This is a genomic window from Sinorhizobium fredii (assembly GCF_002944405.1).
GTDB lineage: Bacteria > Pseudomonadota > Alphaproteobacteria > Rhizobiales > Rhizobiaceae > Sinorhizobium > Sinorhizobium fredii_C.
Window position 1 is genome coordinate 2,542,076 of sequence record NZ_CP024307.1, and the last position, 13,453, is coordinate 2,555,528.

Sequence of the window (13,453 nt, forward strand, 5' to 3'; positions counted from 1 at the left end):
GGGAGGGGTAGACCCTCGTACGGAGGGGATTCCCTACGCCCTCTCGAATCCGCGCGCGACCTCCCAATCCGTCACCCGCCGGTCATATTCCTCCTGCTCCCACCGCGCCGCACGGGCATAGTGGTCGATGACCTCTTCGCCGAACGCTTCCCGCAGCATTTTCGAACCCGTCAGCGCTTCGGTTGCCGCCCTGAGCGTATGCGGAATTTCGCGCACCTCCTTGCCCTGATAGGCATCGCCGACGAAGGGCGCCTCCAGTTGCATCTTGTTCTCGATGCCGGATATGCCGGCCGCGACCAAGGCGGCGAAGGCGAGATAGGGGTTGAGGTCGGAGCCGCCGACGCGGCATTCGATGCGGATCGCCTTGGTATCTTCGCCGCACAGGCGATAGCCGGCGGTGCGGTTGTCCTTGCTCCAGATCGCCTTTGTGGGCGCGAAGGTGCCGGCCATGAAGCGCTTGTAGGAATTGATGTAGGGCGCCAGGAAATAAGTGATCTCGCTCGCATGGGCGAGCAATCCGGCCACGTACTGCCGCATCAGCTCGGACATGCCGTATTGCCCCTCCTTATCGTAGAACAGCGGCGTCTTGCCGTCGACGCTCCACAGAGACTGGTGGACATGCGACGACGAGCCGGCGGCGGAATAGTTCCACTTGGCGAGGAAGGTGATCGCCTTGCCCCGAGACCAGGCAATTTCTTTGCAGCCATTCTTGATGATGGCGTGCCGGTCGGCCATGGTCAGCGCATCGGCATAGCGCACGTTGATTTCCTCCTGGCCGGCGGATGCTTCGCCCTTGGAATTCTCGACCGGAATGTCCGCACCCTGAAGGCCGTTGCGGATCGCCCGCATCACATCCTCTTCCTTGGTCGTCTGGAAGATGTGGTAGTCCTCGTTGTAGCCGCTGGCGAGATGCAGGTCGCGGTATCCGGAAAGCCGCGCATCCTCGTAGGACTGATCGAACAGGAAGAATTCGAGCTCGCTCGCCATGAAGGCCTTGAGGCCCATGGCCTCGAGTCGTGCGATCTGCCTCTTGAGGATGGCACGCGGCGAATGCGGCACTTCCTCATGCGTATGATGATCGAGCACGTCGCAGAGAACCAGCGCCGTGCCTTCCAGCCAGGGGATGCGCCGAAGCGTCGCAAGATCCGGCTTCATCGTGTAGTCGCCGTAGCCCTTCTCCCAGCTCGTCGCCTTGTAGCCGGGCACGGTTTCCATTTCGATGTCGGTCGCCAGCAGGTAGTTGCAGCTATGCGTTTCCTTCCAAGCACTATCGACGAAATATTGGGCGTGAAAACGCTTGCCCATTAGGCGGCCTTGCATGTCCACCTGGCAGGCGAGCACCGTGTCGATACGCCCGTTGGCGACATCCTCTTTCAGTTCCTCGAACGAGTAGCTCATGAAAGTACAATCCCATGTTTCGGCGCGGCCGTTCCCATAGCCGCTAATACGAAGCGGAGATCGCAAGCGCGATCTCCGCCCTCTTTCCATCTTCTCAGACTTCGCCGACGGCCTTCTCGGCGGCAGCGATCTCCGCCTGGCGGCGCTCGACCTCGTCACCGATCGGCGGCCCGCGGAAGCGGCGGCTCTCGAAACCGAACCAGATGATGCCGGTGACGACGAGGAAGCCGACGGTGATGTAGAGCGCCCAGTCGTTTGGCGGCTGAATGCCGAGCACGAAGATCAGGACCATGGCTATGATCGACAGGATGGCGAACAGCTTGAACATCCCTTCGCCGAGGTTCCACGGCCCCATCTTGTCCCACTTCGACGTTCCCCAGGCGAACAGGCCGAGCGTGATCGGGATTGCGAAGGAGAAGAACAGGAAGATGACCGTGCAGGAGACGACGATCGTATAGACCGGCGTTTCGCCGATCGAGACGAGCGACGAACCCCAGACGAACAGCACCGAAAGGATCGAGCCCGTCCAGATCGCTGCAACCGGCGAGCGATAGGTGGGGCTTACCTTCGAGAGTGCCTTTGAGGCAGGTAGACCGCCATCACGCGAGAAGGCGAAGATCATGCGCGAAACCGAGGTCACCGTCGCCAGGCCGCACAGCCACTGGCTGACGAAGATGGCAAGGTAGAGAATGTCCTTGATGAGCGGATGGACCTGCGCGTCCATTGCCCAGAAGAACACGTTCCAGCCCTGCTTGGCGGCTTCGTCCATGTTCGGGATCATCAGCACGAAGGCGCATAGCATGATATAGCCGAAGAGCGCCGACCAAAGCACGGAGGAGACCATGCCGCGCGGCACCGATTCCGCCGCCTTGACGGTCTCCTCCGACGTATGCGCCGAAGCGTCATAGCCGGTGATCGTGTAGATCGGCAGCAGCAGGCCGAGCAGGAACACCCAGGTTCCGGAGGTCTCAGGCCAGACATTGCCGCCCGCCTCGCCGGAATAATTCGAGAAGGTGAACAGCCTGCCGATCTCATAGCTGTCGGCCGCCGCGAGGCAGACGATCGCCAGCAGGATCGCGGTGGCGAAGATCAGATAGCCGGAAAAGTCGGTGAGCTTCGCGGTTAGGCCGATTCCCATGTGGTTCACCAGCGCCTGCCCGCCGGTGATGATCGCCAGGAACACGATGCGGGTCGTCGTCGTATCTTCCAGGCCGAAATAGGGTGTCCCGAATGAGCCCATGAAGAAGTAATAGGTGCCGACGTTGATGGCCCCGAGAACGGTCACCAGGCCGAGGAGGTTGAACCAGGCCGTGAGCCAGCCGGTGAAGCGGTTCCCGAGGATCGATCCCCAATGATAGAGGCCGCCGGCGGTTGGATAGGCCGAGCTGATCTGCGCCATAGCCACGGCAAAGACCAGCGAGATGAAGCATCCGAGCGGCCAGCCGATGCCGATCGCCGCTCCGCCCGCACCTGCGGTCGCCTGCGCCAGCGAATTGATGCCCCCCGACAGAATGCAGATGATCGAGAAGGATACGGCGAAATTCGAGAACTGGCTCATTCGCCGCTCGAGTTCCTGGGCATAGCCCATCGAATGCAGGATGTGCATATCCTGCTTCTTATCGGTTTCGGTATAGTCTGACATCTCTTTCCCCTGTTTCTCCTGACCCGGCGCGCCATTGCGAAAGGTCACGTCACCACCTGTTCCGGCACCGGAACAGGACCGCGGCTTTGCCGCTCCCCTGGGTCTTTTATTGTTTCGGAAGGGCGGCTACGCTTTTTGCGAGCAGCCCTTCCAGATAGTCGGCCATGACCCTCTGGCCGGCTTCGGTGCGAATGAGATCGTTCCTGATCTCGATCATCACGTTCGGCAGCCCGTAACGGACGCCGTATTCTATCAAGCTATGGGTTACGCCGTCAGTCGGCCCGTAGGGCTCGTTGCGACGGATGTCGTATGCAACCTCCCCGCTCGTCGCGACCGCCAGCATGCGGTCGGCGAGCCGGCCGTCGGCATCGTGCAGGATGCCGATCTCGACGCTGCGGCGTTTGCCGAAATAGACCGGCGTAAAGCTGTGCATGGTGACGAGTATCGGAAGCCGCCCCGCCGCCTTGCGACCGGCGATGAACGCGGACACCGCGTCGCGGAACGGCTGATAGATCTCGTCGACGCGCGCCTGGCGCTCCGACGCCGACATCACCCGGTTTCCCGGAACCTCGTAGACCTCGCTGACGACCGGCGTTGCGGCGTCGGACTCCGGCGGTCTGTTGCAGTCATAGACGAGGCGTGAAAAACGCTGATAGATGAGCGTTCCATCCACCTTCCCCGCAAGGAGCTTGGAAACCGCCAGCGCTCCCGGATCCCAGGCGATGTGGCTGGCGAGCGCTTCCTCGGAAAGGCCGAGCGTTCCGAGGCGCTCGGGCAGACGGCTCGACGCGTGTTCGCAGACGAAGAGAAAATCTCCCTTCGCATCGGCACTCTCGATGGCGACCGGACCGCCCTCTGCCTGGGTCAAAAGCCCCGTCAAAACCGGCTCCCCTTTGCCTCGTCAGACGATGTTGCTGAAAAGAATTCTTCACGAATCGACGGGTGTCAATCAAAATTTGAAACGATCTTTTCAGTTTCCCATTGACTTCGGTTACGGCCGCGATGTTTAATTTCCTTCAAGCTGGCAAAGACCGGCTGAGGGGCACGACATTGAACGGCAACACGGCATCCATGACGGTGTCGGATGTGATCAAGGCGCATTTCGCGGTGCTGACGCGCGCCGAGAAACGTTTGGCGGAGACACTTCTCGACAACTATCCGGTTTCCGGCCTCGGCTCGATCACAACGGTCGCCGAGAACGCCGGCGTTTCCACGCCGACCGTGGCGCGCATGGTGCAGAAGCTCGGCTTTCGCGGCTTTCCCGATTTCCAGGCGAGGCTCCACCAGGAGCTGGAGGCGACGATCTCCAATCCGATAGCCAAGCACGATCGCTGGGCGGCCAGCGCACCGGGCACCCACATCCTCAACCGCTTTGCCGATGCCATCATGGGCAATATGCGCCAGACACTGTCCCAGCTGGAGCCGGTCGAATTCGACCAGGCGGCCGCCCTCATCGCCGACCGCAAGCGCAACCTCTATCTTGTCGGCGGCCGCATCACCCGCTCGACGGCCGATTACCTCTTCACCCATCTCCAGGTCATCCGCACGGGCGTCACCCAGATTGCCGCCAATCCGAGCTCGTGGCCGCACTACGTGCTCGATATGAAACAGGGCGACGTTCTGATCCTGTTCGACATCCGTCGCTATGAACAGGAAATGGAGACCCTCGCCCGCTCCGCCCGCAACCGCGGCGTCGAGATCATCCTTTTCACCGACCAATGGGGTTCGCCCGTCGCTAAGTCGGCTTCCAAGGTCTTCCGCGCTCAGATCGAAGTCCCCTCGGCCTGGGATAGTTCGGTCATGCTGCTGTTCCTCGTCGAGGCGCTGATCGAAGCGGTGCAGAGCTCGAATTGGGACGAAACCAGGGACCGGATGAGGACGCTCGAAGGGCTCTTCGATTCGACCCGCATCTTTCGCAAGCCAGGTTAGGAGGTACCGGTCGAAGACTGAATGTCCGGAGGAAGAAATGGGGGTGCAAGGCGCGCCGTGCACCGCTTGGAACACCCACCTCCCGAGGCGGCGTTCTCGCCGCAAACGGGAAAATGGCCTGTCACACAAGTTTCATCGCGCCGCTTTAACAGCATCGCCGAAATTGACTGAAAACCGATAAGGAGAACGCCAGTGATTTCAAAGACTCAACGCCTGCTCTCGCTCTCGACCGCCATCCTGCTGGCAACCACGGCCGTGGCCGCTGCCGAGCCGAGCGAAGAGCTCATCGCCGCCGCCAAGAAGGAAGGCACGCTCACCACCATTGCGCTGCCGCACACCTGGTGCGGTTATGGCGATCTCATCGCCGGTTTCAAGGCGAAGTACGGGATCGAGGTCAACGAGCTGAACCCCGACGCCGGTTCCGGCGACGAGATCGAAGCCATCAAGGCCAACAAGGGCAATACCGGCCCGCAGGCACCCGACGTGATCGACGTCGGCCTGTCCTTCGGCCCCTCTGCCAAGGCCGAAGGCCTGATCCAGCCCTACAAGGTCTCGACCTGGGATACGATCCCGGATAGCGCCAAGGATTCGGAAGGGTTCTGGTACGGCGACTATTACGGTGTTCTCTCCTTCGTCGTGAACACCGATATCGTCAAGGAAGTGCCGAAGGACTGGGCCGACCTCAAGAAGTCGGACTACGCGAACGCGGTCGCTCTCGCCGGCGACCCGCGCGCCTCGAACCAGGCCGTGCAGGCCGTCTACGCCGCTGGTCTCGCCGCTGGCGAAAAGGATGCGGCCAAGGCCGGTGAAGCAGGCCTCGCCTTCTTCGCGGAAGTCAACAAGGCCGGCAATTTCGTTCCGGTCATCGGCAAGTCCGCTTCGCTCGCACAGGGCTCGACCCCGATCATCATCGCCTGGGACTATAACGGTCTCTCCTGGCGCGACAGCCTGAACGGCAACCCGCCGGTCGAAGTCGTCGTTCCGGCCTCGGGCGTCGTCGCCGGCGTCTATGTGCAGGCGATCTCGGCCTTCGCCCCGCATCCGAACGCCGCCAAGCTGTGGATGGAATATCTCTACTCGGACGAAGGCCAGCTCGGTTGGCTGAAGGGCTATTGCCACCCGATCCGCTTCAACGATCTCGCCAAGAACGGCAAGATCCCGCAGGAAATGCTGGACAAGCTGCCGCCGGCAGCTGCCTATGAAAAGGCCGTATTCCCGACGCTCGAGGAACAGGCCAAGGGCAAGGAAGCGATCACCACCAAGTGGGACAGCGTGGTCGGCGCCAACGTTCAGTAATCATTGCCATGCCTCCCCGCTCGATCGGCGGGGAGGCTGTTTCATTTGACTGAGGAACATCGAAGCCTTCATGACCACGACAACAGCAACCGCACCCCTGATCAACAAACGAGCGGTCATCGATTGGCTCGGGATAGCCCCGTTCGCGATTTTTGCGCTGATGTTCCTGATCGTTCCGACGCTCTACCTCGTCACCGGCGCCTTTCTGACGCCCGAAGGAACCTTCACCTTCAAGAATCTCGCCGATCTCTTCACGCCGACGATCATGAGCGCCTACTGGATCTCGATCCGCGTGTCGGTCGCCTCCTCGCTCGGCGGCGCGCTGATCGGCTTCTTCCTCGCCTGGGCGGTCGTGCTCGGCGGAGTTCCGAACTGGATCCGCTCCGGCCTGCTGACCTTCTCCGGCGTCGCCTCCAATTTCGCGGGCGTGCCGCTCGCTTTCGCGTTTCTTTCGACGCTCGGCCGCACCGGGCTCCTCACCGTCTTTTTGCGCGACTGGTTCGGCTTCAATCTTTACGGAACCGGCTTCAATCTCCTGAGCTTCTTCGGCCTCACCATCACCTATATGTATTTCCAGATCCCGCTGATGGTGCTGATCCTCACCCCGGCGCTGGACGGCCTCAAGAAAGAGTGGCGCGAGGCGGCCGAAATCCTCGGCGCCTCCACCTGGCAATATTGGCGCATGGTGGCGCTGCCGATCCTCTGGCCGAGCCTGCTCGGCACGACTCTCCTGCTCTTCGCCAATGCCTTCGGCGCCATCGCCACGGCTTACGCGCTGACCGGCAGTTCGCTCAACATCGTGCCGATCCTGCTCTACGCGCAGATCCGCGGCGACGTGTTGCACAACCCCAATCTCGGCTATGCGCTCGCCCTCGGCATGATCGTCATCACCGGCATTTCCAACATTCTCTATATCTGGCTGCGCATGCGCGCCGAACGGTGGCAGAAATGAAAGCACAACGCCTCGGCGCCTGGATCGCCATCGCCATCGGAGCCAGCTATTTCATCATTCCGCTGCTCGGCACGCTGGAGTTCTCGCTGCGCATGCGACGCGGCGCCTATTCCTTCGACGCCTACCAGTCGGTTTTCTCCGACATCCAGTTTCGCGAGACCTTCGGCTATTCGATGCTGATGGCCGTACTGACGATCGTCTTCGGCATGCTGCTCGTCGTGCCGACGGCGTACTGGGTGCGGCTACGCCTGCCGCAGGTGCGGCCGATCGTCGAGTTCGTCACGCTGCTGCCGCTCGTCATTCCGGCTATCGTTATCGTCTTCGGCTATCTGAGGCTCTACAATTCCTCGTCGATCCTGCCGCTCACCGGTTCGACCTCCGGCACCAACGCGCTGTTGATGTTCTCCTACATGACCCTGTCGCTTCCCTACATGTACCGCGCCGTCGACACGGCGATGCGGGCGATCGACGTCAGGACTTTGACGGAGGCCGCCGAAAGCCTCGGCGCCAAATGGCCGACGATCCTTTTCCGCTGCATCTTCCCGAATGTGATGAGCGGCGTGCTTTCCGGCGCCTTCATCACCTTCGCCATCGTCATGGGCGAATTCACCATGGCGGCGCTGCTCAACCGCCCGGCTTTCGGTCCCTATCTGCAGCTCGTCGGCGCCAATAAGGCCTATGAGCCTTCGGCGCTCGCCGTCATCGCTTTCGCAATCACGTGGTTGAGCATGGGGCTGATCCAGCTCGTCTCCCGCTTCCAGAAATCCGCTTCGCCCAAGGCTTGATCACATGGCTTTCCTGACACTGACCAATATTCAGAAATCCTTCGGCCCGGTTCAGGTCGTTCATAATTTCAACATGGGCATCGAAAAGGGCGAGTTCGTCTCCTTCCTCGGCCCGTCCGGCTGCGGCAAGACCACGATCCTGCGCATGATCGCCGGTTTCGAGACGCCGTCCGGCGGCTCGATCGTCATCAACGGCCAGGACCAGGGCGCTCTGAAGCCGAACCAGCGCAATATCGGCATGGTCTTCCAGGCCTATGCGCTGTTTCCCAACATGAACGTCCATGACAATGTCGCCTTCGGCCTGAAGGTCGCCGGCGGCACCAAAACGGACATCGATATCCGGGTGAAGCAGATGCTCGGGCTCATCAAGCTCGAGCACCTGGCGGACCGCTTCCCCTATCAACTGTCCGGCGGCCAGCAGCAGCGTGTGGCGCTCGCCCGCGCGCTTGCCGTGAAGCCGCAAGTGCTGCTGCTCGACGAGCCGCTCTCGGCGCTCGATGCGAAGATTCGCATCTCGCTGCGCGAAGAGATCCGGCAGATCCAGCAGCAGCTCGGCATCACCACGGTGTTCGTCACCCACGACCAGGAGGAGGCGCTGTCGATCTCCGACCGGATCGTGGTGATGAATGCCGGCCGCGCCGACCAGATCGGCACCCCGTTCGAGATCTACAACACGCCGGCGACCCGCTTCGTGGCTTCCTTCGTCGGAACGCTCAATATCATCGAGGGCAAGGTCGCCGATCCCGCCACCGGTGCGGTCACCATCGGCGGGCAGCGGATTGCCCTGAAAGAGCCGATTGCCGGCCTCAAGGGCGGGGACAGCATTTCGCTGGCGCTTCGGCCGGAGGCGGGTTCGATCGCCGAGGGCTCCAAAGGCGATACCGCGCTGCCCGGCGAAGTCGTCTCGACGAGCTTCCTCGGCTCGGTCATCCGCACCAAGCTGCGGGTTGGCGATGATGTCATCTCGTTCGACATGTTCAACGATCCGGGCATTACACCGCCTGTTGCCGGCGAGAATGTCAGCCTGCGCTTCGCCGCCAAGGACCTGTTGGTCATCCGCGAGTAGTGATGGCCGGAACAATTTCGTTCCGGCCTCGATCTTTCCCGGAAAAATCTGTCGTGATTTCTCGCATTTTCGTCGGAGCCTGCGTTTGACGGGCGCTGCTCTCCGTATATAGTCGCACGCGTTCTCAGGGCGGGGTGAAATTCCCCACCGGCGGTAGCGATCGGCGGACCAGCGGTCTGATGATCGAAGCCCGCGAGCGCTTCAGGCAATGCAGCTCCGCGCGTCCATGGACGCGCAAAGGTCGCTGTAGCACTTTGAGTTGCTGCATGATTCTGTCCTTAAATCGATCTCGATTTAAGGAACTGTGCAGTGTCTGAAGGTCAGCAGATCCGGTCAGATTCCGGAGCCGACGGTCACAGTCCGGATGGAAGAGAGCAAGCAGTGCGAACCCTTTGCGGGGTTGTCGTGCATGCATGTTCGCCCGACGGGATCATTGGAACAAACGCCAACCCTGAAAGGCTTGAGACCATGACCATTCTTTCCCACCCCTCCACCAAGATCGCGATCGTCCGTGCCCGCTGGCACGCCGACATCGTCGACCAGTGCGTCGACGCCTTCGTCGCCCAGTGGTCGAAGCTCGGCGGCAACGCGGCCGACATCGAGATCTTCGACGTGCCGGGAGCGCTGGAAATTCCGCTGCATACGCAGAAGCTCGCCAAGACCGGACGCTATTCGGCGATCCTCGGCACCGCCTTCGTCGTCAACGGCGGCATCTATCGCCACGACTTCGTCGCCGGAATCGTGCTGGACGGCATGATGCGCGTCCAGCTCGACACGGACGTGCCGGTGCTCTCCGCAGTGTTGACGCCGCACAACTTCCAGGAAAGCGAGCCGCTGATCGCCTTCTTCCGCGACCATTTCGTCGTCAAGGGCGAAGAAGCTGCGAATGCCTGCGCACAAATTCTCGACGCGCGCGCCAAGTTGGCGCTGGTCAACGCCTGACGGACTACAAATCGACGCAAAGGAGAGGGCGCAGCCGGCTGGCGCGCCCTTTTTTGCCTCGCCAATAATGCGGCTACCGACAGGTGTCAGTGGCCGAGATTCTTGATGTAGAGCGACAGCAGCTGCGTTTGCGAGGAAATTCCGAGCTTGCGATAAACGTTGCGCCGATGGACTTTGACGGTCCCGGTCGAGATGCCGAGCCTTAATCCGATCGACTCCGATGAATGCCCCTGCAGGACCAGTTCGATGATTGCCGCTTCTCGATCGGTGAGGTTGAGATGTTGCCAGACCCCGTCCGCGGGCGGATGCAAAGCCTTGCGGCGGCTGCGACCGGTTTTCGCGAGCGCCGCGTCGAATCGGTGGTCGAGGTCGGCCCAATGATGGCGAGCGAGTGCGGCCACCAAGGGCTCGGCCCTCTTGAGCAGGGCAAACTCGGCGGCGCCGAAAGGGCCGGTCGCCTCCCGCCGCATCAGCGATAGCACGACGGTGACCTGTTCGCTGATCGGAACGAAGAAACCCACCTCCTCCGCAAGCCCGGTCTGCACATAATAGGTGCGGTAATATTCGCTGGAGAAAAAGCGATCGGGCGCCAGCTCCCGCATCCGCCACACGCCAGGTCGGGGCGCACAGGCGGCATGATAGAAGGGATCGAGCAGGTATGGACCCGCCTGGTAGAGGCTCACGAAGAGCACATGGTCCTTGGCATCGAAAGTACTGTAGAGATCAAGCGGACGCTCCTTGCCACGATAGGCGAAGACGACGACATAGTCGAAGGCTATCAGGCTCGACATCAGCCGGCGGAACGCAGTGCCGACGGCCTCGTCGCCCATCGCCGAACCATTCATCAACGGCGCCAGGGCCTGGAAAAGCTTCTCGAAGTCGACGCCCAAACCGCCCTCCCCAGTCCCCTGCGCTGCCACTTGGACGGCTTAACCAGGGTATACTCCTTTCACAAGCAAATTCCGGCGGGAATACCTCTCTCGGGGTATATACCGACGCGGCTTCCGGTGACTAGGCTGTCAGCAATGACGGTGGGAACAGGAGGCGCAAGGACCGCGTCCGATTCCTATAATAGCGCCGCAGGGAACAGACGTGACATCCGATTCAAACGACATCGAATTCCGTTCGGTCGCCAAACGCTATGGCAGCGTGACGGCGGTGTCGGATATCAGCCTCGGGGTGCCCAAGGGGGCTTTCGTCGCGCTGCTCGGCCCGTCCGGCTGCGGCAAGACCACCTGCCTGCGAATGATCGGCGGCTTCGAACAGCCAAGCGCGGGGATGGTCTATATCGGTGGCCAGCCTATGAACGGCGTGCCGGCCTATCGGCGCCCGGTCAATATGGTCTTCCAGCAATACGCGCTGTTCCCCCATCTTGATGTCGAGCAGAACGTCGCCTACGGGCTGAAGCAAATGCGCCCGCGCATTGCGGCGGCCGAAATCAGCCGCCGCGCCCGGGAGGCGCTGGAGATGGTCCGTCTTGCCGGCTTCGGCAAGCGCCGCATTCACGAGATGTCGGGCGGACAGCAACAGCGCGTGGCGCTTGCCCGCGCCATCGTCAACAAGCCGAAGGTGTTGCTCCTCGATGAGCCTCTTGCCGCGCTCGACAAGAAGCTGCGCACAGCGATGCAGATCGAACTCCAGAGCCTCCAGCGCGAGCTCGGCATCACCTTCATGCTCGTCACGCACGACCAGGAAGAAGCGCTGTCGATGAGCGATCTCGTCTGCGTTATGAATGCCGGGCGAGTGGTCCAGATCGGGCCGCCGCAGGAAATCTACGATCGCCCGGCGAATCTTTTCGTCGCCGATTTCGTCGGCAAGACCAATCGCATCGAAGCGACGGTCGAGCCCGGCGCGAATGCGGTGCGGCTGGCAAATGGCGTCGGTTTGGCAAAGCCCGCGCGTGCCAATGGAACCGCGGGTGCGGCCATGGTGGCGCTCCGTCCGGAATCGATAAGCCTTGTGCGTGACGATACCGCCACGCTGCATGGCACGGTGACCCACCGCATCTTCCTCGGCTCATCGGTCGAATACTCCGTCGAGGTTGACGGGCTTGGCGATTTTCTGGTGACCGCCGACCGCCGCAGCCTGGATGAGTCCGACCTCGCAGAACCTGGAGAAAGGATCGGACTCCGCTTCGATCCCAACGCAATGCATGTCTTTCCGGCCTGAACGGGCCGACGCTCTGCCATCAAATGCATGCCAACGACAAGGGAACAGCATCATGACCAAGTGGTACAGAGAGAATGCCCCGATCACCGCGGAAAAGCTTGCGGACGAGGTGATGCGCCTGAAACGCGGCTCGGTGACCCGCCGCCATTTTCTCGGCGTCACCGGCCTCGGGCTTGCCACTGCCGTCCTGGCGCGCGCGCCCGGCCTCTTCAACGCGACGGCTTTTGCCGAAGACCTCGGCACGCAGATGTCGCTCGCGACCTGGCCGAACTATCATGATCCCGCCACCTTCGAAGCCTTCAGGGCCGCGACTGGCGTCGCCGTAGAAGTCAACGTTTTCGGCTCGAACGAGGAAATGCTTGCGAAGCTGCAGGCAGGCGGCACCGGTTGGGACCTCTTCGTCCCGACCAATTACACGATTTCGACCTATGCAAAGCTCGGCCTCATCGATGAGCTCGACCTGTCGAAGCTCCCGAACTACGACGCCTCGACGGAAAACGCCCGCTTCACCAATGAAGGCGTCATCGACGGCAAGACCTATGCGGTGCCGAAGAACTGGGGCACGACCGGCATTGCCGTGAACAGCGACAAGATCAAAAAGCCGGTTACGAGCTGGAAGGAGTTCTTCGAGGTGGCGATGGCCGAGGCCGACGGTCGCGCCATGGTGCATGACTACCAGCTCACCACCATCGGCAACGCACTCGTCTCGCTTGGATTTTCCTTTAACTCAATCAAGCCGGAGGAACTCGCCAAGGCCGAGGAGCTGCTGATCAAGGTCAAGCCGCATCTCTACGCGATCAACAGCGACTACCAGCCGGCGATGCGGGCGACGGACGCCTGGATGACAATGTGCTGGACCAATGACGGCGCCCAGCTCAACCGCGACATGCCGGAAATCCAATTCGTGCTCGGCAAGGATGGCGGCGAAATCTGGTCGGATTTCTACGCGATCCCGAAGAGTGCGGCCAACAAGCCCGCCGGCTATGCGCTGCTCAACTATCTGATGATGCCCGAAAACGCCGTCAAGGAGCACATCGCCAACGGCGCGCCGACGACCGACAGCCGCGTCTTGAAGTTGCTGCCACCGGAGGTGACGTCGAACAAGATCGTCTATCCGGACGAGGCGGCGCTGACGCCGCTCGAATTCGGCGCCGCGGTGACGCTGACAGATCCCGGTCGCGCCGAACTGATGGCCCGCTTCAAGTCGGCGTGAGGTCGAAAGTTCGCCTCTCACCCTAGCCTTCCCCGCCAGCGGGAGAGGGGACGGGCGCCGC

General features: G+C 61.7%; 12 protein-coding genes and 1 riboswitch. Of the genes, 8 read left to right on the plus strand and 4 right to left on the minus strand.

Translation table 11 applies throughout. The annotated features are described in order from the left end of the window. Positions 1-33 precede the first annotated feature (33 nt). The 3 genes from NXT3_RS12520 to NXT3_RS12530 form a co-directional block, all read right to left on the minus strand. Positions 34-1,398, minus strand: coding sequence for a glutamine synthetase family protein (locus NXT3_RS12520; RefSeq protein WP_037415336.1), 1,365 nt, complete (start codon positions 1,396-1,398; stop codon positions 34-36). Between the two features lie 94 nt (positions 1,399-1,492). Next, positions 1,493-3,040: an amino acid permease gene (locus NXT3_RS12525; protein ID WP_104839437.1), complete on the minus strand. Its 1,548-nt coding sequence runs from the start codon at positions 3,038-3,040 to the stop codon at positions 1,493-1,495. Positions 3,041-3,146: 106 nt separating this feature from the next. Continuing rightward, positions 3,147-3,920 carry an N-formylglutamate amidohydrolase gene (locus tag NXT3_RS12530; RefSeq protein ID WP_037415330.1) on the minus strand — a complete coding sequence of 258 codons (774 nt, stop codon included), beginning with the start codon at positions 3,918-3,920 and terminating at the stop codon, positions 3,147-3,149. 170 nt (positions 3,921-4,090) lie between these two features. On the opposite strand from NXT3_RS12530, the gene NXT3_RS12535 reads away from it, so the two are divergent. From NXT3_RS12535 to NXT3_RS12560, 6 genes are all read left to right on the plus strand, one after another. Next, positions 4,091-4,969, plus strand: a complete 879-nt coding sequence (locus tag NXT3_RS12535; RefSeq protein WP_104839438.1) for a MurR/RpiR family transcriptional regulator — start codon at positions 4,091-4,093, stop codon at positions 4,967-4,969. A 192-nt stretch (positions 4,970-5,161) separates the two neighbouring features. Beyond that, on the plus strand, positions 5,162-6,265 hold the full coding sequence (locus NXT3_RS12540) for an ABC transporter substrate-binding protein (RefSeq protein WP_104839439.1): 1,104 nt from the start codon (positions 5,162-5,164) through the stop codon (positions 6,263-6,265). Positions 6,266-6,335: 70 nt separating this feature from the next. Next, positions 6,336-7,217, plus strand: a complete 882-nt coding sequence (locus NXT3_RS12545; protein WP_104839440.1) for an ABC transporter permease — start codon at positions 6,336-6,338, stop codon at positions 7,215-7,217. Continuing rightward, positions 7,214-8,002, plus strand: a complete 789-nt coding sequence (locus tag NXT3_RS12550; protein ID WP_037415320.1) for an ABC transporter permease — start codon at positions 7,214-7,216, stop codon at positions 8,000-8,002. Before NXT3_RS12545 ends, NXT3_RS12550 begins: the two co-directional genes overlap by 4 nt. 4 nt (positions 8,003-8,006) lie before the next feature. After that, positions 8,007-9,068: an ABC transporter ATP-binding protein gene (locus NXT3_RS12555; RefSeq protein ID WP_104839441.1), complete on the plus strand. Its 1,062-nt coding sequence runs from the start codon at positions 8,007-8,009 to the stop codon at positions 9,066-9,068. Positions 9,069-9,184: 116 nt separating this feature from the next. Further along, positions 9,185-9,448: riboswitch (FMN riboswitch) on the plus strand. 88 nt (positions 9,449-9,536) lie between these two features. Further along, positions 9,537-10,010 (plus strand): 6,7-dimethyl-8-ribityllumazine synthase, encoded by a 474-nt coding sequence (locus tag NXT3_RS12560; RefSeq protein ID WP_097538063.1) that lies wholly within the window; start codon positions 9,537-9,539, stop codon positions 10,008-10,010. 86 nt (positions 10,011-10,096) lie between these two features. Here NXT3_RS12560 and NXT3_RS12565 read toward each other — a convergent pair whose 3' ends face one another. Beyond that, positions 10,097-10,840 (minus strand): helix-turn-helix transcriptional regulator, encoded by a 744-nt coding sequence (locus NXT3_RS12565; protein WP_423827859.1) that lies wholly within the window; start codon positions 10,838-10,840, stop codon positions 10,097-10,099. A 262-nt stretch (positions 10,841-11,102) separates the two neighbouring features. Here NXT3_RS12565 and NXT3_RS12570 point away from each other — a divergent pair, with 262 nt between their 5' ends. Both NXT3_RS12570 and NXT3_RS12575 read left to right on the plus strand, forming a co-directional pair. Next, positions 11,103-12,179: an ABC transporter ATP-binding protein gene (locus NXT3_RS12570; protein WP_097525306.1), complete on the plus strand. Its 1,077-nt coding sequence runs from the start codon at positions 11,103-11,105 to the stop codon at positions 12,177-12,179. A 52-nt stretch (positions 12,180-12,231) separates the two neighbouring features. Further along, complete coding sequence (locus NXT3_RS12575) at positions 12,232-13,392, plus strand: polyamine ABC transporter substrate-binding protein (RefSeq protein WP_104839442.1); 1,161 nt, start codon at positions 12,232-12,234, stop codon at positions 13,390-13,392. The last annotated feature ends 61 nt before the right edge of the window (positions 13,393-13,453 follow it).